This is a genomic window from Streptomyces sp. NPDC059816, from assembly GCF_042732055.1.
GTDB lineage: Bacteria > Actinomycetota > Actinomycetes > Streptomycetales > Streptomycetaceae > Streptomyces.
The window spans coordinates 101423-128162 of record NZ_JBHWIQ010000019.1; the positions used below are offsets into that span (position 1 = coordinate 101423).

General features: G+C 72.8%; 29 protein-coding genes and 1 pseudogene. 15 read left to right on the plus strand and 15 right to left on the minus strand.

Features of this window, described 5'->3' with window-relative positions:
- The first annotated feature begins 49 nt into the window (after positions 1-49).
- The 4 genes from ACFV88_RS24465 (at position 50) to ACFV88_RS24480 (ending at position 4539) form a co-directional block, all read left to right on the plus strand.
- Positions 50-2878: a BTAD domain-containing putative transcriptional regulator gene (locus tag ACFV88_RS24465; protein WP_385494075.1), complete on the plus strand. Its 2829-nt coding sequence runs from the start codon at positions 50-52 to the stop codon at positions 2876-2878.
- A 414-nt stretch (positions 2879-3292) separates the two neighbouring features.
- Positions 3293-3472: a hypothetical protein gene (locus ACFV88_RS24470; RefSeq protein WP_385493983.1), complete on the plus strand. Its 180-nt coding sequence runs from the start codon at positions 3293-3295 to the stop codon at positions 3470-3472.
- Positions 3473-3633: 161 nt separating this feature from the next.
- Entirely contained in the window at positions 3634-3858 is a 225-nt protein-coding gene (locus ACFV88_RS24475) for a hypothetical protein (RefSeq protein WP_385493984.1), read from the plus strand.
- A gap of 162 nt (positions 3859-4020) precedes the next feature.
- Complete coding sequence (locus ACFV88_RS24480; RefSeq protein WP_385493985.1) at positions 4021-4539, plus strand: hypothetical protein; 519 nt, start codon at positions 4021-4023, stop codon at positions 4537-4539.
- Positions 4540-4567: 28 nt separating this feature from the next.
- Here the strand turns inward: ACFV88_RS24480 and ACFV88_RS24485 are convergent, their stop codons facing one another.
- From ACFV88_RS24485 to ACFV88_RS24515, 7 genes are all read right to left on the minus strand, one after another.
- The gene (locus tag ACFV88_RS24485; RefSeq protein ID WP_385493986.1) at positions 4568-5311 is read right to left on the minus strand and encodes a nucleotidyl transferase AbiEii/AbiGii toxin family protein; all 744 of its coding nucleotides are present in this window, start codon (positions 5309-5311) and stop codon (positions 4568-4570) included.
- Positions 5312-5394: 83 nt separating this feature from the next.
- Positions 5395-5727 carry a MazG-like family protein gene (locus ACFV88_RS24490; protein ID WP_385493987.1) on the minus strand — a complete coding sequence of 111 codons (333 nt, stop codon included), beginning with the start codon at positions 5725-5727 and terminating at the stop codon, positions 5395-5397.
- Positions 5728-5741: 14 nt separating this feature from the next.
- The gene (gene tmk / locus ACFV88_RS24495; RefSeq protein ID WP_385493988.1) at positions 5742-6389 is read right to left on the minus strand and encodes a dTMP kinase; all 648 of its coding nucleotides are present in this window, start codon (positions 6387-6389) and stop codon (positions 5742-5744) included.
- A complete protein-coding gene (locus ACFV88_RS24500) occupies positions 6389-7876 on the minus strand; it encodes a B12-binding domain-containing radical SAM protein (RefSeq protein ID WP_385493989.1) in 1488 nt (495 codons plus the stop codon). The genes tmk and ACFV88_RS24500 overlap by 1 nt, the downstream gene beginning before the upstream one ends.
- The gene (locus ACFV88_RS24505) at positions 7845-8669 is read right to left on the minus strand and encodes a hypothetical protein (protein ID WP_385493990.1); all 825 of its coding nucleotides are present in this window, start codon (positions 8667-8669) and stop codon (positions 7845-7847) included. The genes ACFV88_RS24500 and ACFV88_RS24505 overlap by 32 nt, the downstream gene beginning before the upstream one ends.
- Before the next feature lie 132 nt (positions 8670-8801).
- Positions 8802-9935 carry a hypothetical protein gene (locus ACFV88_RS24510; protein ID WP_385493991.1) on the minus strand — a complete coding sequence of 378 codons (1134 nt, stop codon included), beginning with the start codon at positions 9933-9935 and terminating at the stop codon, positions 8802-8804.
- A complete protein-coding gene (locus ACFV88_RS24515; protein ID WP_385493992.1) occupies positions 9932-10525 on the minus strand; it encodes a hypothetical protein in 594 nt (197 codons plus the stop codon). The genes ACFV88_RS24510 and ACFV88_RS24515 overlap by 4 nt, the downstream gene beginning before the upstream one ends.
- Before the next feature lie 408 nt (positions 10526-10933).
- Here ACFV88_RS24515 and ACFV88_RS24520 point away from each other — a divergent pair, with 408 nt between their 5' ends.
- Positions 10934-11464 (plus strand): hypothetical protein, encoded by a 531-nt coding sequence (locus ACFV88_RS24520; protein ID WP_385493993.1) that lies wholly within the window; start codon positions 10934-10936, stop codon positions 11462-11464.
- Here the strand turns inward: ACFV88_RS24520 and cutA are convergent.
- Positions 11461-11793, minus strand: coding sequence for a divalent-cation tolerance protein CutA (gene cutA, locus ACFV88_RS24525; protein WP_385493994.1), 333 nt, complete (start codon positions 11791-11793; stop codon positions 11461-11463). The two genes, ACFV88_RS24520 and cutA, sit on opposite strands and share 4 nt — an antisense overlap.
- Before the next feature lie 82 nt (positions 11794-11875).
- Entirely contained in the window at positions 11876-12202 is a 327-nt protein-coding gene (locus tag ACFV88_RS24530; protein WP_385493995.1) for a hypothetical protein, read from the minus strand.
- Positions 12203-12224: 22 nt separating this feature from the next.
- Here ACFV88_RS24530 and ACFV88_RS24535 point away from each other — a divergent pair, with 22 nt between their 5' ends.
- Together ACFV88_RS24535 and ACFV88_RS24540 are read left to right on the plus strand one after the other, a co-directional pair.
- Positions 12225-12515: a hypothetical protein gene (locus tag ACFV88_RS24535; RefSeq protein WP_385493996.1), complete on the plus strand. Its 291-nt coding sequence runs from the start codon at positions 12225-12227 to the stop codon at positions 12513-12515.
- Positions 12516-12579: 64 nt separating this feature from the next.
- A complete protein-coding gene (locus ACFV88_RS24540; protein WP_385493997.1) occupies positions 12580-13059 on the plus strand; it encodes an SAM-dependent methyltransferase in 480 nt (159 codons plus the stop codon).
- 55 nt (positions 13060-13114) lie between these two features.
- Here ACFV88_RS24540 and ACFV88_RS24545 read toward each other — a convergent pair whose 3' ends face one another.
- Positions 13115-15637: a PQQ-binding-like beta-propeller repeat protein gene (locus ACFV88_RS24545; RefSeq protein ID WP_385493998.1), complete on the minus strand. Its 2523-nt coding sequence runs from the start codon at positions 15635-15637 to the stop codon at positions 13115-13117.
- Positions 15638-16095: 458 nt separating this feature from the next.
- Positions 16096-16848, minus strand: a pseudogene (locus ACFV88_RS24550) (VOC family protein); the annotation flags it as partial.
- A 281-nt stretch (positions 16849-17129) separates the two neighbouring features.
- Between ACFV88_RS24550 and ACFV88_RS24555 the strand changes: the two are divergent.
- Positions 17130-17777: a TetR family transcriptional regulator gene (locus ACFV88_RS24555; protein WP_385493999.1), complete on the plus strand. Its 648-nt coding sequence runs from the start codon at positions 17130-17132 to the stop codon at positions 17775-17777.
- A gap of 102 nt (positions 17778-17879) precedes the next feature.
- Here the strand turns inward: ACFV88_RS24555 and ACFV88_RS24560 are convergent, their stop codons facing one another.
- On the minus strand, positions 17880-18374 hold the full coding sequence (locus ACFV88_RS24560; protein WP_385494000.1) for a nitroreductase family deazaflavin-dependent oxidoreductase: 495 nt from the start codon (positions 18372-18374) through the stop codon (positions 17880-17882).
- A 233-nt stretch (positions 18375-18607) separates the two neighbouring features.
- On the opposite strand from ACFV88_RS24560, the gene ACFV88_RS24565 reads away from it, so the two are divergent.
- The 4 genes from ACFV88_RS24565 (at position 18608) to ACFV88_RS24580 (ending at position 22120) form a co-directional block, all read left to right on the plus strand.
- Positions 18608-19246, plus strand: a complete 639-nt coding sequence (locus ACFV88_RS24565; RefSeq protein WP_385494002.1) for an RNA polymerase sigma factor — start codon at positions 18608-18610, stop codon at positions 19244-19246.
- Positions 19243-20295 carry a CU044_5270 family protein gene (locus tag ACFV88_RS24570; protein ID WP_385494003.1) on the plus strand — a complete coding sequence of 351 codons (1053 nt, stop codon included), beginning with the start codon at positions 19243-19245 and terminating at the stop codon, positions 20293-20295. Before ACFV88_RS24565 ends, ACFV88_RS24570 begins: the two co-directional genes overlap by 4 nt.
- A gap of 127 nt (positions 20296-20422) precedes the next feature.
- Positions 20423-21199, plus strand: a complete 777-nt coding sequence (locus ACFV88_RS24575) for a DJ-1/PfpI family protein (RefSeq protein WP_385494004.1) — start codon at positions 20423-20425, stop codon at positions 21197-21199.
- 123 nt (positions 21200-21322) lie between these two features.
- A complete protein-coding gene (locus tag ACFV88_RS24580; RefSeq protein ID WP_385494005.1) occupies positions 21323-22120 on the plus strand; it encodes a DJ-1/PfpI family protein in 798 nt (265 codons plus the stop codon).
- Positions 22121-22164: 44 nt separating this feature from the next.
- Here the strand turns inward: ACFV88_RS24580 and ACFV88_RS24585 are convergent, their stop codons facing one another.
- The gene (locus ACFV88_RS24585; protein ID WP_385494006.1) at positions 22165-22716 is read right to left on the minus strand and encodes a hypothetical protein; all 552 of its coding nucleotides are present in this window, start codon (positions 22714-22716) and stop codon (positions 22165-22167) included.
- A gap of 166 nt (positions 22717-22882) precedes the next feature.
- Between ACFV88_RS24585 and ACFV88_RS24590 the strand changes: the two genes are divergently transcribed.
- Positions 22883-23419 (plus strand): VOC family protein, encoded by a 537-nt coding sequence (locus tag ACFV88_RS24590; protein ID WP_385494007.1) that lies wholly within the window; start codon positions 22883-22885, stop codon positions 23417-23419.
- 44 nt (positions 23420-23463) lie between these two features.
- Here ACFV88_RS24590 and ACFV88_RS24595 read toward each other — a convergent pair whose 3' ends face one another.
- Positions 23464-23877: a VOC family protein gene (locus ACFV88_RS24595; protein ID WP_385494008.1), complete on the minus strand. Its 414-nt coding sequence runs from the start codon at positions 23875-23877 to the stop codon at positions 23464-23466.
- A 64-nt stretch (positions 23878-23941) separates the two neighbouring features.
- On the opposite strand from ACFV88_RS24595, the gene ACFV88_RS24600 reads away from it, so the two are divergent.
- Positions 23942-24958 (plus strand): helix-turn-helix transcriptional regulator, encoded by a 1017-nt coding sequence (locus ACFV88_RS24600; RefSeq protein WP_385494009.1) that lies wholly within the window; start codon positions 23942-23944, stop codon positions 24956-24958.
- Here the strand turns inward: ACFV88_RS24600 and ACFV88_RS24605 are convergent.
- The gene (locus tag ACFV88_RS24605) at positions 24955-26139 is read right to left on the minus strand and encodes an alpha/beta fold hydrolase (protein ID WP_385494011.1); all 1185 of its coding nucleotides are present in this window, start codon (positions 26137-26139) and stop codon (positions 24955-24957) included. The genes ACFV88_RS24600 and ACFV88_RS24605 overlap by 4 nt on opposite strands.
- A 171-nt stretch (positions 26140-26310) precedes the next feature.
- Here ACFV88_RS24605 and ACFV88_RS24610 point away from each other — a divergent pair, with 171 nt between their 5' ends.
- Entirely contained in the window at positions 26311-26715 is a 405-nt protein-coding gene (locus ACFV88_RS24610; protein WP_385494012.1) for a hypothetical protein, read from the plus strand.
- Positions 26716-26740: the final 25 nt, after the last annotated feature.

Consider the following 26740-nt stretch of genomic DNA (forward strand, 5'->3'; position numbering starts at 1 on the left):
CGGCGTCCTCGGCTCCGTACGGGCCTGGCGCGGCCCCACCCCGCTCCCGATGGGTTCGCCCCAGCAACGCGCGCTGCTCGCTGCCCTGTTGCTGCGCGACGGTCGGATGGCGACGGCGGCCCAGCTGATCGACGCGCTGTGGGGCGACGATCCCCCCTCGCAGGCCCTGGCCGCCGTCCGCACCTACGCCTCCCGACTGCGCAAGGCCCTCGGCCCCGGCGTCCTCGTCACCGAGGCCGGCGGCTACGCCATCCGGATGCCGTCCGAAGCGCTGGACCTCACGCACGCCGAGGACCTGGCCGCCGGAGCCGAGAAGGCACGCGTCGAGGGTGACCTCCAGCGGGCACGGACCCTGCTGAACCAGGCACTCACCCAGTGGGACGGCGAGCCGCTGGCGAGCGTGCCCGGACCCTACGCGGACACCCAGCGGACCCGGTTGGAGGAACTGCGGCTCCAACTCCTGGAGACCCGGCTGGACCTGGACCTCGAACAGGGCTGCCACGCCGAGGCCGTCTCCGAGCTGACCGCACTGACCGCCGCGCACCCGCTGCGCGAACGGCTGCGGGAACTGCTGATGCTGGCGCTGTACCGCAGTGGCCGCCAGGCGGAGGCGCTGGCCGTGTACGCGGACACCCGACGGCTGCTCGCCGATGAACTGGGCGTCGATCCGCGGCCCGGCCTCAGCGAACTGCAACAGGGCATCCTGCGCGCCGACCCGGCGCTCGCCGAACCCGTGACGGCCCCGCCCGAACCGGTCGCCGCGCCCGTTCGACCTGCTCAACTGCCCGCCACCGTACCTGATTTCACCGGTCGCGCGGCCTTCGTCTCGGAGCTGAGCGATGTGCTGGCCACCGCCGAGGGGCGGGTGATGGCGGTCTCCGCGGTCGCGGGCATCGGCGGGGTCGGCAAGACGACCCTCGCGGTGCACGTCGCCCACGCCTCGCGGACCCGGTTCCCGGACGGCCAGCTGTACGTCGACCTCCAGGGCGCCGGTCCCCGCTCCGCCGAACCCGAGGCGGTCCTCGGGGCGTTCCTGCGGGCCCTGGGCACCCCGGACCCGTCGATCCCCGAGACCCTGGAGGAGCGCGCCGCGCTGTACCGGACGCTGCTCGACGGGCGGCGCGTCCTCGTGCTGCTCGACAACGCCCGGGACGCGGCCCAGGTGCGGCCCCTGCTGCCCGGCACCGAGGGGTGCGCGACGCTCGTCACGTCCCGGGTGCGGATGGTGGACCTCGCGGGCGCCCACCTGGTGGACCTCGACGTGATGTCCCCCGAGGAGGCCATGCAGCTGTTCACCCGGATCGTCGGCGAGGAGCGCGTCGGCTCCGAACGGGAAGCCGCGCTCGACGTGGTCGCCGCGTGCGGGTTCCTGCCGCTGGCCATCCGGATCGCCGCGTCCCGGCTGGCCGCCCGGCGCACCTGGACGGTGTCCACCCTCGCCGCCAAGCTCGCCGACGAGCGCCGCCGGCTCGACGAACTCCAGGCCGGGGACCTCGCGGTGAAGGCGACCTTCGAACTCGGCTACGGCCAGTTGGAGCCCGCACAGGCCCGCGCGTTCCGGCTGCTCGGCATCGCCGACGGCCCCGACGTCTCCCTCGCCGCCGCGGCGGCGGCGCTCGACCTGTGCGAGGACGACACCGAGGAACTCCTCGAAGCACTCGTCGACACCTCGCTGTTGGAGTCGGCGGCGCCCGGCCGCTACCGCTTCCACGACCTGCTGCGGCTGTACGCGCGCTCCTGCGCCGAACGCGACGAGCAGCCGCCCGCCGAACGCACCGCCGCCCTGGCCCGGCTCCTCGACTTCTACCTGGCCACGGCGGCCGGCGTGTACGCCCTGGAACGGCCCGGGGACCGCACCGTCGACCATCTGGAACGCACCGCCCGCCCGGGCCTGTCGTTCACCGACCGGGGCACCGCGCTCGACTGGCTGTACGCCGAGGCCGAATGCCTGCTGGCCGCCGTCCGACAGGGCGAGCGGTGCGGCTCCCGGCGCAGCGCCGTCGACCTGCTGATGGCGGCGAAGGCGCTCGCCGAGACGGGGGTGTGCGCCCGTCGTTACGAGGCCGCGGCGACCGCGCTGCGGGACGCGGCGGCCCTCGACGGCGACCCCCGGGTGGAGGCCCGCGCCCGGCTGACGCTGTCCCTGGTCCACAGCACCGCCGGCCGGTTCACCGCGGCCGAGCAGGAGGCGCGCCGCGCCCTGGCGCTCGCCGACGCCGCGGACGACCCGTGGGTGCGCTGCAACGCGCCCAACGACCTGGGGATCATCGCCCTGTACGAGGGGCGGCACGCGGAGGGCGAACGGTACCTGGGCGACTCGATCGCGGCGTTCCGCGCGGACGGCAACCGGCCCGGGGAGGCCAGTGCCCTGTGCAACCTGTCGCGCATCCAACTCGCCGCGGGCCGCACCGAGACGGCGGTCCGGCTCGCCGAGGAGGGCGTGGCGATCTACGACCGGATCGGTCTGACGCTGCGGCTGGCGAACGGCCGCTACGCGCTGGGCATGGCCCTCACCCAGGCGGGGCGGCTCACCGAGGCGCTCGACCAGCTCACTGAGGCGCTGGCCGTCTTCCGGGAGTCGCGCCAGCGGCTGTGGGAGGGCATGAGCCTGTTCCGGCTGGCGGAGGCCCACCTCACGGCCGGACGGCCCGCCCGGTCGGCCGCCCTCGCCGAACAGGCGTTGGTGGCGCTGCGGGAGATCGGCGGTCCCTGGCGCCGGGGCGGCGTACTGACGCTGCTGGGCCGGTCCCTGGCCCGGCTCGGGCAGTCCGACCGGGCCCGCGCCTGCTGGGCGGAGGCCCTGGTCATCTACGAGGAGTTGGGTTCGCGCGAGGCCGACGAGGTGCGGTCCCTGTTGAGCCCCGCAGCCGTGGCGTGACCCCGTCCCCGGGTGCGCCCGGGGCAGCCGGTCGCCCTGCCGTGCGCCGGGCCGGACCGGGCGTGCCCTGACGACCACTCGTCCCCGGTGGGGATCAGGCCGGAATTCATCTGCTCTGACCGGCAACCAGGGCGCGTCCATGATCGTCTCCCCTACCGAGGGGGCTGCGCGGGACGCACCAGGCCCGCCCGCGGATTCCCGTCGTTCGCCGAGAAACCGCCGGTCACCGGCCCCGTTCATCGTTCGTTTATCTCGCTCGGCCACCATCTATCTCATCGGCTCGTCCCAGCGGGGGGCAGGCGAGCCGATCAGGCCACGCCGATGACGGTGTCGGCCGCGCGCCCGTCCGGCAGCCCACGGGGGAGCTGCCGGACGGGTCGTCTCAACGGCTCCCAGGAATAGGAGTTCAGCACCATGAGCAGCACCGACAAGACCGGCAAGGCCCAGCCCCAGGACGCCGTCTCGACGGACGACCAGATCCTGGCCGCCAAGGACAACCACGCCACCGGCGGCAAGGTCAAGCCGCTCGACAACCACGCCACCGGGGGCACCGCGAGGCCCGCGGACAACCACGCTACGGGCGGCAAGCCGTAAGGCGCCCGTAACGCCAGGGGGAACAGGGGGAACGGCGAGCCGTGGCGGCACGAGGGGGACGCCGCCGCGGCTCGCCGCCGCCGTTTCCGGCACGAGCGGTTCCACCGCATCCGGCCGGTGCGACCGACGCCCGGCCACTGACCGCATGGGAGATCAGTTACATGACCCGCGCAAAGAAGCTCCTTCTCGTCGCCGTCCTGGCCGCAGGAGCCGCGCTCGGCGCCGCCGGAGCCGCGCTGGCCGCGGACACCCACGCCACGGGCAGCAAGCCGCAGGACACCCATGCGACGGGTGGCGGGCTGCGGCCCGCGGACACCCACGCCACCGGCGTGCGCCCCTTCGACACCCACGCCACCGACACCCACGCGACCGGTACGCGCCCCTGATCGGATGACACCTGCGCGACCGGCGCGCGCCTGACCGGATGACGCCTGCGCCACCGTGCCGACGCGTACGGTGAACGGCCCGCTGCGGGCGGGGCACCCGTCTGGCGGAGCCCGGACACCGGGCGTAGCGTCGGTGGCGTAGGCCGCGAAGGAGGCGACACCATGGCACGCAACGTGCTCGGGTCGCTCCTCGCGCTCATCGGTGCGGCGGCCGCCGTCTGGAGCCCCTTCCGTGCCTGGTACGACGGCCGCCTCGGGCGGTACTACGAGGTCGGGGAACTGTTCACGGGTCCGGGCGTGACGGACGCCCGCGCGGAGCTGTTCCTCTCGCTGTTCCTGCCGTTCCTCGGAGCGGCGCTGGTGGTCCTGGCGGGAGTGGTGTTCAGGTCCCGGCCGGCGGTGGCGCTGGCGGGCCTGGTGGTCCTCGGCTTCACGGTGCTGTGGATGGTCCGGGTCGGGCAGGCGCTGGGCGAGTTGGCGGTGCGCGGCGACGGCTCGGGCCTGGGCTGGGGGGTGGTCGGCGCCCTGGGCGGCGGCCTGTTGATCCTGCTGGGCGCGCTCGTCATGGCCGGTCGACCGAGGCGTTCCGCCGTGCCCGCCGCGCAGCCGCCCCCGCCGCCCACGGACACCGCCGAGACCCGCACCTGGGACCGGCCCCCGGACCCGCCGAACCCCGGCTGAGCGCGCGCCGCGGGTTCAGTCCTCCTCTTCAGTCCTCGTCGTCCGGCGGGGGCCCGCCCTCCAGCAGACGTTCCGCGATCTCGTCGCCCCACTCCTGCGCCCACGCCCGCAGCGCCGCGCTCTCCACGCGGCCGATCCCGTACGCACGGAACTCCCGTTCGTCCATCCACTCCGCTCCCGAGAGCCGGGCCTGGAGGTCACGCGGGTCGAAGGTGTCGGGGGCGTGCCGGCGGCCCAGTTCCTCCAGGTCCGGGCGGCTCCAGCGGTCGGCGACGGCGTGCACGTGGACCAGGTCGCGGGCCAGGCCCCGATCGGCGAGCGCGCGGACCTTCGTCCCGGTCAGGTCCTCCAGGGCGAGGGCGAGCCCGATCGGGGTGGCGACCGGCGGATGCCACAACGCCTCCTTGTAGAGGACGACGCCGACCGGGGCGCCCCGGTCCGTTCCCGGAAGGTCCACGGTGACGGGCCGGGTCGTGGCACCGTCGACCGGCGCCTCCACGGTGAACCGGGCGGACAGCGGCCCGCGCTCCCCCGCCCGGACGGTCCAGCCCCGGCGTTCCAGTTCCCCGCGGACGGCGGCGGCGATCTCCGGGAGCGGCACCGGGCTGGCCGTCGCGAGGTCCACGTCACGGCTCGCCCGGGCCACCAGGCCGTGCGCGCGGGCGGCCCAGCCCCCGGTCAGGGCGAGCCGGTGGGGGCGGCCCGCGGCGAGGAGGTCGGGCAGCAGCCGGTCGTACGGGGTGCCGGGGGCCGGACCGGGAGTGGGTGCCATGGCCCGATTGTCCCCGCGCCGGCCCGCCCCCGCAGGTCAACGCCGCGTACGGGGTCCGGACGGGGCAGCGCGACGCGGTCCTCTCAGGTCAGCGACCGCTCGGCGACGGCGTCCAGGCGCTCCTGGAAGACCTTCGCCGCGTCCGGCGTGAGCGTGAGCAGCGCCACCATGCTGGACAGCATCACGTCGCACAGTTCGTGCTGCACGTCCTCCCAGGTGTGGCTGTTGCCCTTGCGCGGGTTGGCGTTGGCGGCGCCCATCGCGGCCTGCGCGACCTCGCCGACCTCCTCCTGGACCTTGAGCAGCCGAAGGAGCCGGGCCTGCTGCGGCGTGGCGTTGTCCTCCGCGTCCAACCAGCCCTTGAGCCGTTCGACTGTTGCCCAAGTGTCGTCGCCAACCGTGGCGTTGAGGGTCATGTGGGGGTGTCTCCTTACGTGGGTGAGGGTGCGGAATCCAGGTGGTGGACGTTACCGAGCCCGAGCGCGGCGGTCGCGATCCGTTCGACGGTCTCCTCGGGTGTCGCCCTGACGGTGTCGATGACAAGGACGGGTACGCCCATGCCGCGCAGCAGTTCGGCGGCTTCGCCGTACAGCGCGGACTCCCGGGCCGGGAAGCTGGGATCCCGGTTGAATCGGTGCGTCGCCCCCCGCTGGGCTATCCGGTTGGCGAGGACGTGCGGGTCCGCGGTGAGGATCACCGCGAGGTCCGGCATCCGTAGGCCCGCGTTCAGGTCGAGGAGGTACTGCTGTGGTACGCCGTCGAGGGCCTGCACGACGAGCGTGGAGGCCACGTAGCGGTCGCAGACGACGGTGGTCCCGGCGCCGAGGAGGGGGACGACCTCCTTCGCGAGGTGGTGGTGTCGGTCAGCGACGACGAGGCACGCCAGGGCGGCCCCGTCGTAGTCGTCGGCGTTCTGCCGGATGAACGTGCCGAGCGGGGAGTTTGACGGCTCCCGCGTCGCGTGGACCTGTTCGCCGTGGACGGTCAGGAGCCGGGCCACGGCCGCCGTGGTGGTGGACTTGCCGACGCCGCCCGGCCCGTCCAGGGTGATGAAGCGGCCGGGTCGCGTGCCCGTCATCAGGCGACCGCCGTCGTGGTGCGGTCGTGCTGCTCACGGGCAATCCGCGCCAGGGCGGCCCGCAGCTCCGGCAGCGGGGTGCCGGCGAACTGGATTCCCACGGAGAACGCGAACTCGTCCCGCTGCCGCATCGCCTCGTCTGCTCCCTGTTCGGTCAGGTCGACGTCGGCGTACGCGGTCATCGCCGCCGGGTCGTGACCGGCCGCGACGAGCCGGTCCCACACCGGTGACCCCGGGTAGGGCCGGAACTCGAACGCGCTCGCTCGGAATCCGCCGGGCAGACGGTCGGACAGGTCCCACAGCCGCCGCACGTGATCGAGCGTCGCCGTCAGGTCCTCCGGGGCCTCGCCGGGGTAGCCGAGGATGAAGTACCCCTTCACGTTCACTCCGCGCCGCATCAGCCGCTCGGCAACCCTTAGCGTCATGGCCGCGGTGATCCTCTTGTCCATCGCGGCCAGGACCCGGTCACTGCCGGACTCGATCCCGAGCGCGACCTCCCGCATCCCGGAGACGGCGAGGGTGTCGAGCATCGAGTCGTCCTCGCGGTCAAGCACGTTGATCCGCCCGGTCGCGTCCCACACCCACCGCTCCCCGACCTTGTCGGCGGTGAAGGCGTCCATCATGGGGTGGATGATGCGGCGCGCGCCGAGGAACAGGTCGTCGACGAACCGGAAGGCGCTCACCCCTTCGCGGTACGCGAGTTGGTGCATCTCGGCGAGGATGTTGCCCGGGGCGCGGGTGCGGATCGTCAGGTCCGGATTCTTGCTCACGGCGGCGCCGCAGAAGAAGCAGTCGTACGGGCAGCCACGCGCCCCGACCATGTTGGCCTCCCGGCGGCCGTCGCCGGCCACGTACGGATCCTGTGGCAGGAACGCGCGGGTGAGCATCGGCAGGCCGTCGATGTCTGGGCTCAGCCAGTGCCGAGTGCGGGCCGGGTCGTGCTCGATACCCTCAACGGTCGTGCCGAGGAGCCGGTCACGCCACATCACCCCCGGCAGCTCCGCCCGGCGGGCGACGTCCTCCAGGAGCGCGGTCACGCGGGTCTCGCCCTCGCCGACGACCAGCGCGGCCAAGCGGCTCATGCGCGGGTCGGCGAGCACTGCTTCCGGGGCGGCCTTCGCGTGGTGGCCGCCGACCATCACCTGCACACAGTCGTCCAGCCCGGCGGCGATCCGCGCCGACAACTGATAGGTAGGCGCCAGGAGGTTCAGTCCGACCCAGCGGGGCCGGGCACGGTTGGCCAGCCGTATCGTGTCCTCCACGCCCAGACCGTGCGCCTCGGCGTCGAGCAACCCCACGTTGTGGCCGGCCTGCGCGGCGTAGGTAGCGATGTACCCCATGCCGATCACCGGCAGGGTGTAGTCCGTCAAGCGGGGCCGCAGCGTGTAGTCCCGCAACGGCGCGTTGATCAGCAGCAGGTCCAGCGGCCGAGTCGGGTGGGCTCCGGCGATCAGGTCAGGGACGTCCGCTATCTGGCTGTCGGGCATGGATCCCCCAGGCGAGTGTGTGAGTGGTGAGGGCGTGCAGTTGAGACCGGTCCGATGCCCACCGGCCCCAGGCGGCTTCGAATTCCCGCGGATCGTCGGGCAGCAGCGCGGTAGGGGCGGCCTTCCTGGCCCAGGTGCGGACCGCGAGGTCGCCGTGCGGGTAGACGGAGTAGTCCCCGGTGAAGTCAGCGGCGGCACAGGCAGCGGTCCACGGGCCGATGCCCGACACCTCCTGGAGAGCCTTCACCAAGTCGTCGGGCGGCAGTTGCGCCCACTTCTCACCGTGCTCCAGATAGGCCACGGCGGCGGCCGGCAGGGCCTTGTGGTGGAGCGCCGCACCGACCGTCGCGAACTGCTCATCGGTGAGGTCCAGTACTTCGCCCGGGCTCGGCACGGTGTGCATCGTCCCGGCGGGGGTATCCCAGGCAGTGCCGTACGCCGCGGTCCACCGCTGATACAGGGCGCGGGCCTGCGGTGCCCGGATGATCCGGCGCAGCAGGCCGCTGGTGATTGCCTCCCACAGCGTGGGGGAGGGCAACCGGTGCACCGTTCCCAACTGGCCCAGGGGCTCGGTGAGCTGGCGAGGGGCACGCGTCGGCAGGTCGACGGCCAGCGTCTCGACCGCGTCCACCGTCCTGCTGGTGGCGGGACGGCTCAGCTTCGACGGAATCAGGGCCGTCCCGTCCCACGCGACGAACCAGGCGTCGCCGCCTGCGGTGACGAGGCGGCACGTCGTGCCGTCCGGGAGCACCGTCCACGCCGGATGGTCGGTCAGCAAAGTGGTGGGGGTCATCGAGGAGCCTTCCGTGGTTGTCCGTGTGTAGCCCGACTAGAAGTTGGTCGGGCTACACACGGCAGTCTGCTCGCTCGTCGGCCTGACGTGGGTAGGGATGGGATCACCGCACCCGACCGAACGGATCGGGCGTCAGATCGAGGCCACGACCTTGGTCAGCAGGGCAGTGTTCGCCGGCACGTCGTGGCTGAGCCGGAGCGCGCGGTGCGGCAGCTGGGCGAGACGAGCGGCCACCTCGACGCGCGCGCTCTCCCGGCCGCCGCCGTCCACGCCCTGCGTCTGCCCGAAGACGTCCGGGTACCGGTCCTCTGTCTTTCCGGACATGAAGTCGGCCTCGCCCAACGTGCGGCTGTCGTCGACGACGTCCGGCGCCGCATCGGCATCGATCTGAGGGAACAGCAGGGCTGCTGCTCGGCCGGCGGTGGCCAGCGGCACGCCGAACAGGTCCGGGAACTGGTCCGGGAACACCTGGACCTTCCGCTCCCGCTTCGTGTTCTCCCACAGCGGCTTGTGATCGCCGGCAAGCAGCGCCCCGGTCACCGAGCCATGTTGTGTCGGGTGGAAGCTGCCGCCGGACCGCAAGTGCTCGCGCGCTTTGTCGTCCCATCCCAGCGAGTGGAGCAGGCCAAGGCCAAGCGCAGCGGCCGACGGCCAGGGCACGACCTCGACATCCCTCTCGCCGGTCGGCCGGACCAGCACACGGTCGTTGGCGAGGAGCTGCCAGCCATGTGATGCGAGCAGCAGTGCCGTGGTGGTCTTCCCGGCCCCCTTGTCGCCGAAGGCGAGGAGCGTCGCACCGGTCTCCGGCCGTACGACCGCGGAGGAGTGGAGCACGGCCCACCCGTCGCGGAGGAGCTGGCCGCGGATCGCCTCCCGCGCCAGGCGCGCGGCGGCCAGGGCGAGGGTCTGCGCGTCGGAACCGGCGAGGACGAGGCGGTCCGAGGACGGCGTGCTGCGGTACGCGGTCCCCTCCTCCGGCGACGTGGCGATGATGTCCTGGCCGTCCTGCGCAACCAGCAGCGGGTGCTTGGCGTACTCCACTTCTCCGGCGGGCCGGCCGTCGTGGACGAGGAGGGTGATCTCCTCGTAGTCCTCCGGCTTGACGTCCGCGATCACGATGGCCCCGGTGCACACGGTGGCGGCGTCCACCGTCGTGGCGTTCCACCACGGGCCGAAGTACCGCAACGCCCAGTCGGTCACCTCCTTGCAGTTGCTCAGCACGGTGACGGCCGCTGCGGCAGCCTCAAGTCGAGTTGCTGTGATCACGTAGAGATCCTCTCGGAGAGAACGGGGAGTTGGGCGTATGCGTCGCGGAGACTGCTGGCCGCAGAGTCCAGACACAGGCGTTCGCAAAGCGTGAGGGGAGGCAGGGCCGGTACGGCCTTGCCTCCGGTGAAGTGCAGCGGGATTCCGAGGTAGACGTCCCCGTACGGGACGGACAGCTCCTCGATGCCGTCGACCAGGCCGAGGGCCTTGCGGAGCGTGGAGAGCACGGCCCCGGAGGGTCCGCAGCGGGTACGGCCGCTACTGTTGCGGATCAGTGCCGGGCGCTGCTGGAGGGCTTCCATGATGGTGCGTACCGGGATGGTGATCGGGCGGCTGTCGACGGTGGTCGTCGATGCGCACACCACAGCGCGGTCGCCGTGCTCGCCGATGACGTGGCCGCGCACCTGCTCGGGGGATACCTGGGCGTACCGGGCGAGCAGGAGCCGGTAGCGGGCCGAGTCGAGGTTCGAGCCGATCCCGAAGACCCGGGAACAGCCCGACACGTCGGCGAACCGGCGGGCCATCAGGTCGACCTGGTTGGTCACGACGAGGACCGTCCCGCTGTACCCGCGCAGTTCCCGCCCCAGCATGCCGAGCGCGGGAGCGTTCGCCGCCGCGCCGCCGCGCCGCCGCGTCGGATGTCCCGCTCGGCCGCCGTGTTCGTGAAATCGGTCCGCAGGGCGATCACGACCGCGTCGCAGCCGTGGAGGTCGGCGCACAAGCCCTGCACCTGGGTGGGTTGCCGGGACACGACGAGAGCCGTTCGGGCAGACCAGCGGTCACCAGGGTCGTGGCGACGGTCTGTTTCTTCAGGCGGCAGTTGGCTTCGCTCGTGCACGCCGACTCCTCGCAGTCGTCCACGCCCCGAAGCAGCACACCACTGCCCCCAGGGACGAGGAGAGCCGCGCTACGCCCAGGAGGCCGGAGACGCCGACCTCTACGGCAACAGCCTCGCCTTCCTGGCTTACGGCGCCCTCGCCCACGACCGGCGGTCGGCGGTGACCTTCGCCCGGGACTCCTGCGCCACCATCACGGCACGGACACCATCCTCCGTCCGGGCCCTGCTCTACGAACGGCTGGCGTGGGCCTGCGCCGTGGACGGCCAGCCGGCCGGGGCGGAGACCGCGCTCACCTCTGCCCGGGAGTCCCTGGAGACCGCCCAAGACGGCGAGCCGCAACCGAACTGGTCGACCTGGGTAGACCACACGGAGCTGAACATCATGACGGGACGCTGCTGGACGGAACTCCGTCGCCCGCTCCGTGCCGTCCCCGCCCTGACGAACGCCCTCGACCGATACCCGGACGAGTACGCCCGGGACAAGTCGCTCTATCTCTCGTGGCTCGCGGAGGCGTACCTCGCCGCCGGGGAGGTGGAGGAGGCCGCCGCGACGACGGACCGCGCGCTGGACCTCGCCGCAGGCGTCGCGTCCATCCGCCCCATGGAGCGTCTTACGTCCGTTCTTGAGAGCCTCCGTCCCCACGGACAACTCCCCGTCGTCCGCGCGGTCCTGGAGCGCACCAGCTCCTAGTCCTTCGGCGCCGAGGTCACGGAGCCCTGGATCCACTCCAGGGCTGGCGCCGCGCCAGCCACGATGGGCACAGCGATCACCTCGGGGTTGTCCCATGGGTGCTCCGCCAGAAGGTGGGCCTCCAGCTCCGGATACCGGTCCCAGGTGGTCGTCAGGAGGACCTTGTACTCCTGACCGGTGCCGTACTCACCCAGGTGCCAGAAGACGGCGGTGACAGGGCCGATGACCTGGGCTCCGGCCGCAAGGCGAGCCTTGACTGCGGACCCGGCCAGAGTCACGGCGTCCTCTTCGGTAGGGGTGGCCGTCGATACCTGCACGTGATCGGTCATGACCAGCAGGCTAGCCAGCGGGCCCTGCGCCCACTAGACCACGCGCGTGCACACCCGGTGGGCCCGTGTACGGGATGCCCGCCTAGCTCCCGGCTGGGGGTTCGCGCTCCGGATCGCTGCACTCCGGACACATCCGGAGCAGGGCCCGGAGCACGTGATCCACCGCGTCGCGCATCGAGCTGTCCTGGTTGGGGCAGAGCTCGTGCTCGATTCGACTCACCCGCTCCATCATGCCCGGCCGGGCCGGGACTCCCGGGCGTTCCTCCTCGCCGTACCAGTCGTCCATGAACTGGTTGAACCGTCGGCCCATCCGGGCGATGCGCTGGACGGGCCTCCACAGCAGGGTGGCCAGCCCGGAGAGACCGGCGAACGCGCCCGCCGCGCCCGCCCACAGCCGTACGGTTTCCACCGCGTACCTCCCGTACTGCGCGGTGCAGCAGTTCACCCAGAGCACCCGTCTGCGCCGCAAGCAGACCTTCCGGCGCACCCACTCCGTCACCCTCGGCTACCTCGGCGCCGCGCAGGTGCAGCAGGGGGCTCTGGACGCCGCCATCGCCACCTGGACCGAGGCCCTCGACTCGATGGACGGCGTCCACTCCGGTCGTGCCCGGGAGACCGTCGTCCAGATGCGGCGGGCCCTCAGCCCCTTCCGCCAGCGCGGCCATGCCCCGGCGGCCGAGTTGGACGACCGGGCCCGTACCGTCCTGCGCCGCATAGGCTGAGGGCCCGATGCCGCCGAGGAGCCGAATCCCCTCCGGATTCCGGCCACGACCAGGGGATCTACCCATGAGCAAGCTGGAGATCATGCCCGTGGCCACCGTCGTCGGCGGCCATCTCCGACCGGGCGACGACTACCAGGGCGGGGTCGAGTCGGTCATCCGCCTCAACCCCGACCTCCCCGTGGAAACCCTCCAGGGCCTGGAGGAGTTCTCCCACCTGGAGGTCCTCTGGCACTTCCACCTCGCCAGCCCCGACGACGTCGCCCTCCACGCCCGCAGCCCCCGCAACAACCCCGACTGGCCCCCCACCGGAACCTTCGTCCACCGCAACCACCGCCGCCCCAACCAACTCGCCGTCTCCCACCCCCGGCTCCTCCGGGTCGAGGGCCTCGACCTCCACGTCACCGACCTCGACGCCGTCCACGGCACACTCGTCTACGACATCGCCCCCTGGTTCCCCACCATGGGACCCCAGGGCATCACCCACGTACCGAGCTGGGTCGACGAGATGCTCCCCCACTACTGGAGCCCTGCCGAAGAGCACTAGACGGGCTCGGCCCCGTACAGCGCTGCGATGGCCCCCGGCACGCCGTGCCGGGGCGTCAGGTGCGGGCCGTGCCGGTTCCCTTCTCCGCGTCGAGGGCGTAGACGCAACGGTCCTTGCTGCACGCGTAGACGACGCCGGAGCGCACCACGGGAGCCCCGGTGATCTCGCCCCCGGTGGCCAGCTTCCAGCGCAGCCGGCCGTCGTCGGCCTTGAGGGTGTACAGCAGGTGGTCCGTGGAGCCGAAGTGGATGCGGCCCTCGGCGACGACCGGTGCGCCCACCACGTCGCCGCCCGCCTGGAAACGCCACTTGGGGGTGCCCGTGACCGCGTCCAGCGTGTAGAGGCCCTTGCCGCTGCCCACGTGCACATGGCCGTCGGCGACGAGGACGGACTCGGTGGAGGAACGGGGTTCGGTGGCGATGCGCCAGCGGTCACGGCCGTCGGCGGCGTCGAGCGCGTACACGGTGCCGAGGTAGTCGGCGAGGTACACGCCGCCGCCGGTGACCGAGGGGCCGGGCGCGAAGGCGGGCGGGGCGAGGAACGCCGCGGGCGCCTCGAAGTGCCAGCGGACGCGTCCGGTGCCGCTGTCGACGGCGAGGACCCGGGTGCCGGCGCTGATGTAGGCGTGGCCGTCGGAGGCCTGGGTGACGCGGACGGGCACCCCGCCGCAGGACGCGGCGTCGCCGATGGGGTACGACCAGCGTTCCTCACCGGTGCGGGCGGCCAGGGCGCGCAGCCGGGCGTCGTGCCAGAGGTAGACGGTGTCGCCGTGCAGGGCGGGTCCGGCTTCGGGGGTCTCGAAGTCGGTCTGGGCGCCGGTGACCTCCCACAGCTTCTGGCCGCCCGAGGCGTCCCACGCCTGGACGCCACCGCCGCGGGTCGCGGTGATCACGGTGCCCCGTTCGGCGCGCAGCGCGTACACCCAGCCGTCGGCGGACAGGCGCCACAGGTCGGTGCCCTCACGGGAGTCGAGGGCGTACATGGTGGGCCCGTCGGAGGCGATGACCCGGCCGTCCGACACGGCCATGGACCAGGCGACGTCCCGGGTCTTGAAGCGCCGGCGACCGGTCGCGACGTCGAGGGCGTGCACCTCGAAGGAGGTCACGTAGACGAGGTCCCCGTCGACGGCGGGGGTGCCCCAGACGTCGTTGGACATCCGGAACCGCCAGGGTCTCCAGCCGGCGCCCGCGGCGGGCGGCTGGGCGGCCGGCCGGGGCGGCGCCGCGGGTGCGGCGGGTTCCATGGGTGCCGGGCCGCCCGGCCCGGCCGCGGCGGACCGGGACCAGTGGCCGGAGAGCGGGGCCTGGGGCGGGCCGTGGACGGTTTGGCGGGTGTCGGAGACCCGGGGCCCGGGGCCGATGGGCACCCGGGCGCCGGCGAGCCGCACCGCGCCGTGACCGGGGACGGGCTGCCCGGCGTCCGGGGGCAGGTCGGGCCCCGGCGGGGCCTGGTGCGGTACGGGCGGGGCGTGCGGCGGGGGCGGGGGTGCGCCCGGCGCACCCCGGCCGCGTCCGCCCCGGGCCCCGCCCTGGCCGGGGCCGTGGGCAGGGCTGTGCGCGGGGCCGGGCGGGCCGCCGTGCGCCAGCGGATGAGCGGGCGGCGGCCCGGCCTGCGCGCCGGCCTGCGGACCGGCCGGGTGGCCCATCCGCTGACCGGCCCCGGGGAGCTGGGCCCCGTGGGTGCGTCCGCCGCGTCGGGACTCGATCATGCTGGTGGCGGGCTCGGGCAGCCAGGCGGAAGCGGTGCCGCTGTCGTCGGAGCCCGAGCCGAACAGGTGCGGGGCCAACTGGGTCTGGAGGTCCGCGGGGCTGGGCCGGGCAGCGGCCTCGGGCTGCATGCACGACTCGATCAGGGGCCGCAGTTCGTCGGGCAGCCCGGCCAGGTCGGGGCCCTCGCGCAGCAGCATGAACACCGTTTCGACCGGGTTGGCACCGTGGTACGGGGCGTGGCCGGTCGCGGCGAAGACGAGGGTGGAGCCCAGCGAGAAGATGTCGCTGGCGCCGGTGACGCTACGGGAGTCCTTGGCCTGTTCGGGTGACATGTAGGCGGGGGTGCCCACGGCGACGTTCGTCATGGTCAACCGGGTGTTGGAGACCCCGCTCGCGATCCCGAAGTCGATGACCCGGGGTCCGTCCTCCACGACGAGGACGTTGGACGGTTTCAGGTCGCGGTGGACGAGGCCGGCCCCGTGGATGGACTGGAGGGCTTCGGCGACCCCGGCGGCGAGCCAGCGCACGGCCTGCGCGGGCATCGGCCCGCACTCGTTCACTATCTCTTCCAGGGAGGGCGCGGGCACGTAGGCGGTGGCGAGCCACGGCACGGCGGCCCTGGGGTCGGCGTCCACGACCGCGGCCGTGTAGAAGCCGGAAACCGCGCGCGCCGCCTCCACCTCACGGGTGAAGCGGACGCGGAAGAGTTGGTCCTCGGCCAGTTCGGTACGGACGGTCTTGATCGCGACCCGTCTACCGGATGCCGAGCGGGCGAGGTAGACGAGTCCCATGCCCCCCGCTCCGAGCCGACCCAGCACCTCGAACGGGCCGATCCGTCTCGGATCATGCTGCATCAGCTGATCCACCACTTGCCTGCCACCTCCCCGTACGGGCCGCCCGTACGAACACGACCCCGTGCAGCGTCTCACCACCGAACCGCCAGGGCGGCACGCACCCCGATTCTTCCTGCCCCGGGGGCCGGTTGCGAACCCGGGGACGAAACGGGGTGTCTACGACGAGTCAGTCCATTCACCTCGCGGAGGGCGTCCCGGATCGACTACCTGACCGCCGACCACGTGATATGGGGCACTCTGGTCACCCTCCGAAGCGCCCTCCCGCCCTCGAAGACGTCCACGATGTGGCGCACGACTCAGTGCCCCGTCGCCCTGCTGCCGCCGTCTTTGCCTCCCCGAACAGTCGACTCCCCGTCACCGGGCGCGCCGCCGGGCCGGTCGGTCGGGCCCTCGGCGTCGAACTCGGCGTCGAACTCGGCGAGCACGTCGCACTCCTGGGTGGTCTCGGAGTCGGATTCCACCCGCCCGGACCCCTCGTGGTCCTGGAGGACCCCGAAATCGGCTCCCTGGTTGTCGGTGAACACGGCGATCCGGCCGTACGGGGTGTCGGTGGGCGCCAGATGGACGCGACCGCCGAGCCGGACGACGGTCGCGGCGGCGGTGTCGCAGTCGGGGACCCGGAAGTAGAGCAGGAAGTGCGAGGGCATCTCGGCCGGGAAGCTGTCACCGATGAGGATGCGGCCCCCGACGGCCGAATCCGGGCCGGGCGGCGTGCCGGCCGGCGACCACACCCGCAGGTGGCCGTCGTCGCGCAGGTCGGTGGCCCCGTACCCGAACACCGCCGCGTAGAAGGGGTCCACGACCGCGGCGTCCCGGACGTACACCTCCGCCCAGCAGAAGGACATCACCTGTTGCTGGAGGTCGAAGCCGGGGTGCCCGGCGCTGCGCCACAGCCCGAAGACGGCACCCTCCGGGTCGGCCACCAGGGCCATGTCACCGTCCCCGGTGCGCAGCGGTTCGGTCACCACCCGGCCGCCCGCCGTGCGCACCCGGCGGACCGTGCCGGGGAGGTCCGGGGCGGCGAAGTACACCGTCCAGACGGTGGGCATCCGCCCGTCCCGCTTGCTGACGAGCGCACCCACCGTCCGCCCCTCGTAGTACGCCCGGCCGTACGCGCCCTCGTCGAACGTCCACCCGAACAGCTCCCCGTAGAAACGCTTCCCCGCGGCCAGGTCGGGCAGCATCGCCTCGGCCCAGCAGGGCGCCCCCTCAGCGAACCCGACCATCACCACCTCAACCTTCCCCTAAGTCATACACTCCCAGCAATTTACGCCAACCCTCCCCCCTCCCCACAAACCGGACCCTCCCGTTGGGGTGGGGATTCCATGACACCCTTTCCGAGCGCCCCGCCCTGGGACGGACCCGCCCCTGAGCTGTGCACGGCCCGGACCACGAGGAACCCGAACGGAGGCCGCCGCGCACCCGCCCTCCCCCTCCCCCGAACAGGGGGGACCCCATTTGCAGTCGGTCGAATCGCGCTCTGATGCCCCCTCGGTAAGCTGACGACATGACAGGACAGGTAAGAACCGTCGACGGCCGCGTAGCCGGACGACGAGGCCAGGCGACGCGCCAGAAGCTGCTGGACTGCCTGGGTCAGATGCTCAGCTCGTCCCCGTACCGCGATGTGAAGGTCATCGATGTGGCCCGCAAGGCGGGCACCTCGCCGGCGACCTTCTACCAGTACTTCCCGGACGTGGAGGGCGCGGTCCTGGAGATCGCGGACGAGGTGGCGGGCGAGGCCGGCGTGCTCGGCGGGCTGCTCGACGGACGCTCCTGGACGGGCAAGGCGGGGTGGCAGACCGCGCAGGAACTCGTCGACGGGTTCCTCGACTTCTGGCGCCGCAACGACGCCATCCTGCGGGTGATCGACCTGGGTGCGGCCGAGGGCGACAAGCGGTTCGCCAAGATCCGCCTCAAGGTCCTGAACCCGGTCACCGGGGCCCTCACCGACACGGTGAAGGACCTCAAGGCCAAGGGTCGCGTCGACAAGGACGTCAACCCCGCGGCCGTCGCGGGTTCCCTGGTCACGATGCTCGCCTCGGTCGCCGGTCACCAGCGCGGTTTCCAGACCTGGGGCGTCAAGCAGGCCGATCTGAAGCCGAACCTCGCGCTGCTGGTGCACCTCGGCGTCACGGGCCGCAAGCCCACCAAGTAGCCCCACCCGCACGGACGGCGTTCCCGCTCCGTCCGACCCGTCCGGCCTGTCCGACCCGTCCGGCCCCGTCCGGCCCCGTCCGGCCCCGTCCGCAGGGGCGGCCTACCTCCGGGCCAGCCTGAACAGACGGATCTCCCGCGTCACCCGGGACTGATAGGTGGCGTACGGCGGCCACCACCGCAGCGCCTCGGACCAGGCGGCCTGCCGCTCGGCGCCCGCCAGCAGCCGGGCCCCCACCTCGATCTCCTCCCCCTGCCAGTTCACGCATGCCCGAGGGTGTGCGATCAGGTTCGCCGACCAGCCCGGATGCCCCGCACGGCCGAAGTTGGACCCGATCAACAGCCATGTGCCGCCGGGTTCCGGCACGCACACGAGTGGCGTGCGACGCAGGAGACCCGAACGCGCGCCCGTCGTGGTCAACATCAGGCTCGGCAGCAGCCACCCGCTCATCAGGGTCCGTCCCCCGCTGAGCCGGTGCACCGCCCGGTCGACCATCGGAAGCGCGTACGGTGCCACCCGGGCGAACGCCCGTGTGGTCGACACCCGTTGGACCAGTCGCGTTCCGGCACCGGCCACCCGACGTCCGGTCACTCCCACGCGCCCTCCCCCGCTCCCGCGCCCGGCATCTCCGCGTCAGCGTACGACGCCCGAGCCGCCCGTCACGGCGCCCCACCGGGCCAGTGGCGTCGACGCGATCGTCACGGGGCTGCGGCCGGAGCCCGCGGCACTCGGTCGAGCGCTGACCGCCGCGGAGGAGCTGTTCGCGACCGCCGTCTGAAGCTCGGACCGAAGCCGAGGGAACCGATCGGCGCGTGCGGACACTTGTGGGCGTGGACTCGTATGCGGAGGACCGGCTCAGGTCCGGTGATCGGACGGCGTTCGCTGCGCTCTTCGACGAACACGCCCGTGTGGTCTATGCGCACGCCGCCCGCTCCACGGGCGACTGGGCGCTGGCCGAGGACGTCATGTCGCTGACGTTCCTGGAGGCGTGGCGACAGCGGGACAAACTGCTCGGGGAGGTGCGCAGCGAACGGGCCTGGCTGTTGGGCATCGCGTCGAACGTGCTGCGGAACACGGCCCGTTCGGCCCGCCGGCACCGCGCGGCGATGTCACGGCTGCCGCGCGCGGAGCCGCTGCCCGACTTCTCGGACCTGGTCGTCGGGCAACTGGCCGACACCCAGCGGTTGGCCGCCGCGGCACGGGCGCTGAACCGACTGAAGCGGGGCGAACGCGAGGTCTTCGCGTTGGTCGTCTGGTCGGACCTCGGGTACGCGGCCACCGCGGAAGCACTCGGCGTCCCGGTCGGCACGGTGCGGTCCCGGCTGTCACGGGCACGGGAGAAGCTGCGGCGCCTGGTCACGGAGGAACTGGCCGGCGAGCCACCGGAGCAGCCACGCGCCCGGGACCGGCACCGGGCGGTCGGACGCCCGGACGCAACCCAGTCGCCCCAGCAGAGGAGGTCGTCATGAACCGGGAGCAACCAGGCCAGGCGGAACAGACGGAGTGGGACGAGATCCGATCGGCGGCCGAAGTGCTGCCGCCGGCGCCCTGCGCGGAGCTCGATCCGGAGCGGATGCAGGAGCGTCGACACCACCTCCTGAACGAACTCGACGCCTTGGGCGGACAGCGGAGTTCACGTGGTGCGCGGTGGACGGTGCGGCGCAGGGCCGTCGCGCTGGCGGCGTTCACGGCCGCTGGAGTGACCGCGTCCGTGCTGGTGTTCGGCCCCGGCGGTGCGGACCCCCGACCGGACGCCCGACCGACGGTTCGCCCCGCGTCCGTCGCAGCCGTGCGGCTGTTGGAGAAGGCGGCGCTCGCCGAGCACGCGAAGCCCGCGCCGTTGTACGCGAAGGGGTCCTACTTCTACACCCGGACCGTCGGACACAGCACCGCGCTGAGCGAGAACGAGGACGGGGGGATGGACCGGTCCCGCACGGACGAGGACATGGAGCAGTGGACGTCCGTCGACGGCAGCGAGCCGACCCTGCAACGCGCGGACGGCGAAGACACGCTGATTCCGGAGGCGTCCCGCAAGGGCAGCCTCAACGCACCGACGTACGAGTTCCTGGCCGGCCTGCCGACCGACCCCGGGGCCCTCCTCGACCAGATCCACGAGGACGCCGTGGCCAACCACGGGCCCGGATCCGATTCCACCACCGGCCCCGACCAGCAGGCGTTCGTCACCATCGGTGACCTGTTGCGGGCCACGGCGGCTCCGCCCGGACTCACCATCGCGCTCTACCGCGCCGCCGCACGCATCCCCGGGGTCATCACCGTCCCGCACGCCGTCGACGCGGCGGGCCGCAGCGGCGTGGCCGTCGCCCGGGTGCACGACGGCGAACGCACGGAGTGGATCTTCGAGAAGAGCACCCTGCGGCTGCTCGGAGAGCGCACGGTCCTCTTGGAGGACGGCTCTTGGGGCGAGGCGGGCGATGCGGTGACCTCGGTCGCCGTCGTCGAGCGCGGCTTGGTGCGCCGGGCCGGTCTGGTCTGCGAGGAGTGCGACTCCGGGGCCTGAACCGATCTGCGGTCAGGGCGAGTTGGCAGTTTCCGAGGGAAGCGCGGCAGTACCGTCCGGGAACCCGGCCGCGTCCCGGTCCGACTCCTGCTGCAACGGGGACGGGGCGCAACGAGAGGGCCGAGGAATGAGCGAGAAGCAGACGCACAGCCGCCGCGGAGCACTGCTGACGGCAGCGGGCGTGACCCTGGGCGCGGGCATCGCCGCCAGCGCGACGGCCACCGCCCCGGCCACGGCGGTCGGGGGCCGAAAGCCCCGACAGCTGGAAGCGGCGGTGCTGCTGTACGAGGGGTTCACCCCGCTGGACGCGGTCGGGCCGTACGAAGCGCTCTGCCGCGTACCCGGGGTACGGGTGACCACGGTGGCCGTGCGGGCGGGGCTGGTCCGGGCGGACACCAAGTGGATGGAGATCGCCGCGGCGAAGTCCCTCCACCAGGTCCCCCGTCCCGATGTGATGGTGATACCGGGCGGCGGCGGGCCGGGCATGTACGCCGTGCTGGAGAACACCCAGGTGCTCGACTGGGTCCGCCGGGCCCACCGGCACACCCTCTGGACCACCTCGGTCTGCTCGGGCGCCGCGATCCTGGGCAAGGCCGGACTGCTGCGCGGCGTGCCCGCCACCACGCACTGGGCCCTCTACGACTACTTGAAGGAAGTCGGGGCGATCCACACGAAGGGGCGTTACGTCGAGTCCGGCAAGATCATCACGGCGGCCGGGATCTCCGCCGGGATCGACATGGGCCTGCACCTCGCCGCACGCCTCTCCGACGACCGGGTGGGCCGCGCCATGGAACTGGCCCTGGAGTACGACCCCGAACCGCCCTTCGGCACCGGCAACGCGGAGACGGCGGACGCGGAGCGGCGGGCCCTGGCCCTGAAGCTGATCGCCGACGCGACGGTCTGACCGCCCCGGGCCGAGGCGAGTCGGCCGTTTCCGAGGGAAGCGTGGCAGCACCATCCGGGAACCCGGTCGGGAACCGCACCGACTCCTGGAGCACAAGGAACGAGCCAGCGAGAGGGCCGAGGAATGAGCGAGAAGCAGACGCACAGCCGCCGCGGAGCACTGCTGACGGCAGCGGGCGTGACCCTGGGCGCGGGCATCGCCAGCGCGGCGGCCACCGCCCCGGCCGCGGCGGCGCCGGCGACGGCACCCGCGGCCGGTGCGGACCGCAAGCCCGGACAGGTGCAGGTGGCGGTGCTGCTGTACGACGGGTTCACCGCGCTGGACGCGGTCGGGCCGTACGAGGCGCTCTGCCGCGTACCCGGAGTGCAGGTGACCACGGTGGCCGTCAAGGCCGGACTGGTCCGCACGGACACCGGTGAACTGGGCATCGCCGCGGCGAAGTCCCTGCGGCAGGTCCGTCGCCCCGATGTGGTGGTGATACCGGGCGGCGGCGAGCGCGGCACGACGGCCAGCATGACGGACGAACGCATCCTCGAATGGATCCGCCGGGCCCACCGGCACACCACCTGGACCACCTCGATCTGCACCGGTTCGCTGATCCTCGGTGCGGCCGGGCTGCTGCGCGGGCTGCCCGCCACCACGTACTGGGCCTCCCGCCCCTATCTGAAGGAGGTCGGGGCGATCTACACACCGGGGCGTTTCGTCGAAACCGGCAAGATCATCACGGCCGCCGGGGTCTCCGCCGGGATCGACATGGGCCTGCACCTCGCTGCACGCCTCTCCGACGACCGGATCGGCCGCGCCATGGAACTGGCCCTGGAGTACGACCCCGAACCGCCCTTCGGCACCGGCAGCCCGGAGAAGGCGGACGAGCAGACGCGGACCCTGGCCCTCAAGATCCTCGCCGACTCAGCGACCTGACCCGCCCCCCGCACCGCCCGGCCCGTGGGCGACGGGGGAGTCCGTCAGCTCCCCCGTTGCCGCCCGAGCAGCCGGGCCTGCTCCTTCTTCAGCGCGGAGAACCCCTCCCGCGCATAGGTCCCCAGGTCCTCGCTGGGGAACGGCACCACCGAGAGGTGCTCCTCGTAGTGGCCCTGCTCCCACCGGGCGGCCGTGACCTCGTAGCCCGAGACGTGCGCGCACAGTTCGAGCAGGAGCGGCGGCATCTCCGGTTCGCTCAACAGGTCCGCCTGCCTGATGACCAGGTCGCGCATGACCTGGATGTTCGGGAGGAAGACGGTGGTGATCCACAGCCGCCACTCGGTGAGTTCCTCGGTGGTGGGCGGGGTCTCGTCGTCGAACGGAGACCTTCCGCCGGGGCGGGCGTGGCGTTCCCAGAACGCCGCGAAGATGCGTCTGTTGGCTTCGGTGAGGGCGAAGAGGGGCCCGTAGAAGTCGCTCAGCTGGCGGTTCACTCGGGCCAGCCGCTCCTGCCGCTGCGACAGGCGTAGTCCGTTGAGGTAGGTGACGGCGTAGCCGGCGAACGCCAGCGCGATGGTGACGACGACTGCGATCATGAGGGCCGATGCTAGCGAGTGCCTCGTCAGCTTCAACTCGGCGCAACGACAGGGCTGTTCACGCATCGACGCGACGGGCTCGAACACCTCGCCCTAGCGGACACACTGTGGCCTATTGGGTGCCTATCGTCGGCTTCGGCAAGCGAACACCAGCGAGAGGACCGCGATGCCGGAGCAGAAGAACGCCGCGCCCGAGGGCTACACCACCGTTGCGCCCTGGGTCGTCACCGACGACACGGGAGCCTTCCTGGAGTTCGTCACCGCGGCGTTCGAGGGCGAGGAACTGATGCGGGTGGCGACCGAGAACGGGTCGATCGGTCACGGGGAGGTCCGGCTCGGCGACACCGTCGTGTCCGCCTTCGACCGCCAGGCCGACTGGCCCGCCCTGCCGAGCCTGTTGAACGTGTTCGTCCCCGATGCGGACGAGGCGGTCGCCCGGGCCGTCGCCGCGGGCGGCCGGGTCGTCACCCCCGTGGCCGACGACGCCTTCGGACAGCGCGGGGGCCGCGTCAAGGACCCCTTCGGCAACATCTGGTGGGTGAGCAGCTGCGTCGAGGACGTGCCCGAGGCCGAGATGTGGAAGCGGCTGAAGGACCCCGTGTACGCGGAGTCCATGCGCGTGGCCATGGAAACGCTCGACGCGGAACTCAGCGGACGGCAGCAGGGACGCAGCAGCGCCCCTGTCCGGACGGCGACCGGCTGACCGGAGGGGTGCGCTGCTGCGGTGCTGCCGAGCCCCGGTGACGCTCAGCTCTGCGTGGCGATGCAGAACGGGTGACCGGCCGGGTCGAGCAGGACCCTGCGCTGTCCGGTGTGCGGCTGGACCGCGGGCTCCACGGCGCCCAGGGCCAGCAGCCGGGCGTGGGCCGCCGCCAGGTCGTCGACGTTCAGTTCCATGTGCGCCTGCTTCCCCTGGGAGGGGTCCGGCCAGGTCGGGCGCCGGTAGTCGACGTCCCGGATGAAGCCCAGCCCCGGTGCACCCTCCCGGCCGAGCAGGACGAAGTCGTCACTGGAGTAGACGACGGGCAGGCCGAGGGCCTCTCCGTAGAAACGGGCCAGTTCGGCGGGGTCCGGACAGTCGAAGTCGATGGACATCAGCCGGATCCCCGGTGCGGGTGCAGCGGCGATGGTGGTTCCCGTACGCGTGGTTCCTGTGTTCATGGGAGGGGACCCTAGGACGGGACCAGGACAGGTCCGGTCCTGGTCATGGGGAACACTGCGGAACGTGATCAGCACCTCCGCCCGCCTGCTGCAACTGGTCTCCTTGCTGTCCGCACGGCCGACCTGGACCTGCCGCGAGCTGGCCGAGCGGACGGCGGTCACCGACCGCACGGTGCGGCGGGACGTCGCCCGGCTGCGGGAACTCGGCTACTGCGTCGAGTCCGACCCCGGGCCCTGGGGCGGCTACCGACTCGGCGGCGGTACCCGGGTGCCGCCGCTGGTCCTCGACGACGAGGAAGCGCTCGCCGTGGCCGTCGCACTCCGCGAGGCCGCGCTCAGCGGAGTCCTCGGCGGCGACCGCGCGGCCGTGTCGGCGCTCCTCAAACTGCGCCAGGTGCTGCCGCCCCGGATCGCGGACCGGTTGGGCGAGATGGACGCCACCTTCGTCCACACGCCCAGGGCGGAGGGGCCGCGGATCTCCCCCGGCCTGCTGCGGGAACTCGCCGCCAGCTGTCGCCGCGGCGAGCGCACCCGGCTGTCGTACCGCGACCACGCGGGCCGGGAGAGCGTCCGGGACGTCGACCCCTACCGTCTGGTGCACACGGGCCTGCGCTGGTACTTCGTCGCCCGGGACGTGGCCCGGGACCAGTGGCGTACGTTCCGGGCCGACCGGGTGGTGCACGTACGACCGACCGGACGGCCCGTCGAACTCGTCGACCCGCCCGACCCGGCGGACCTCGTCTCCCGGAGCATCGCGAGCGTCGTGTACCCCCTCTACGGGACGGTCCGGCTCCCGCACCCCATGGACCGGGCGCTGCGCCTGGTCCCCCCGACGATCGGCACCCACCACCCGGACGGGCCCGACGCGACCATCGTCGAGATCGGCGCCAACGACGCCGACGAACTCGCCCGGTACCTCCTCGGCCTGGGCACCCCGCTACGGGTCCTGGCCCCGGACGGGGTCCGGGCGGCCCTCCTGCGCCGCACCCGGGAACTGTTCGAGGCCAACGAGAGCGGCAACGAGAGCGGAGGGGACGACGGCCGCACCTCGCAGGAGCCCCCGCCGCGCCCTGCGTCCTAGTCGCGACAGACGGTGTCCCGGGCGGGCAGGGTGCCGTGCACCAGATAGGTGTTGACCGTGCGGCGGACGCAGTCGTTCGGGCGGCTCGCGTAGACGGTGTGCGCCCTGGCGGGCACCGTGACCAGCCGGGAGGCGCGCAGCGCGCGGTGCATCCGGAGCCCTGACCGGTAGGTGGTGCGGGGGTCCCCGGTCGCCTGGATCTGGAGGGCCGGCACCCCGTTGTCGATGACGGTCCGCGGCTCGCGCGGTTCCTCCGCCCAGAAGGCGCAGGGGAACGGGGCGTGGGTCATCGGCCCGAAGACCGGCTGCGCGGCCCGGGTGCGCACCGCCGCGGGCGTCGCACCGAGTCCGTACGTACGGTGCCGGGGCGCGACCCAGGCCGCGAAGTCGTCCAGCGCCCGTTCGTTGGCGAGACCCTGGCGGCGCACCATCCGGAACGGGTACTCGGCCGGGTCCGGTGCGCTGTCCAGCACCAGCCGGTCGACCCGGTCGGGGAACATCTGGGCGTAGGAGGCCCCCAGGAACGCCCCGTACGACTGGCCGAACCACGAGGTCCGCCGCTCGCCCAGCGCACCGCGGACGACGTCGACGTCCCGGGCGATGTTGCGGGTCGAGAGGTGGGGCAGCACGTCCGCCGCACGCTCCCAGCAGCTGCGGGCGTCGGCCCGGGAGCGCCGTACGCTCTCCTCGAACCCCGCCCGGTCCGGCCCCGGCGCGTGCAGCAGCCAGGTGCTCCGGGTCAGCCCGCAGTCCACCGGGGTACTCTCGCCGAGCCCCCGAGTGTCCATGCCGACGACGTCGTACGCCGCCGTCACCGCCGGGCCCATCACCGTCCGCAGGTCCCTCGGCAGGCCCAGGCCCCGGGCCGCGGGACCGCCCGGGTTGGTCAGGAGGATGCCGCGCCGCCGCGCCGCGTCCGTCGACGCGATCCGCGAGACGGCGACCTCGATGGTGCGTCCCCGCGGCCGTCCGTAGTCGAGCGGAACGGTGATCCGCGCGCACTCCGTCCCGCTCGCGGCGAGCGACGCGTCCCTGCACCGCGTCCAGTTGACGGCCTGGCTCCTGAACCGGTCCAGACCGTCCCCGGCACCCGGCGAAGTGGCGGGGACGGACCCCTCGGCAGCTGCCCCGAGGAGCGCCACCGACAGGACGAGCGCCCCCAGAACGACCGACTTCCGCATGTTCAGCGACGCTACTGGTACGCGGTGCGCCGACGGGCACCCTGCGGTCCACGGCGACGTGCCGTCCGGGTGAATCCCCACCGGGTCCGCTCGCCACCGACCGGCGGCGAGCGGAGGGTGCCGTAGCGTGCGGCCCGTTCCCCTGCCCGTCACGGCCGAAGGCGGCACGTCATGGAAGCGTACGAACTCCTGCCGATCATCGCGCTCTTCGCCCTGGTGACCGTCGAGTTCGGTGGCCATGCGCTGCTCCAGTTCATCACCACCAGGCAGGGCGCGCTCACCCCGTTGCGCGAACGGTCCTTCCGCGCCGGTCATGCGCACGCCGGTGTGCTGCTGATCCTCTCCCTGGTCTACTTCCTCTACCTGCCGCAGGCCGAGTTCTCGTCCAGCACCGACTGGGTCTTCGGCGTCCTCCTCCTGGTCGGGGTGCTCGCCCAGTCCGGCGGCTTCTTCGTGCACCTGGCCCTCGGCTCCGAAGGACGCGCGTCCCTGGGCACGCACCTCACCCGGGCCGGTGCCCTTCTGATCGCCGCGGCACTCGTCGCCCTGGGGGTCGGGCTCGTCCAGAGCCTCTGAGCGGCGGCCCGCTGGGGGGCGCCGA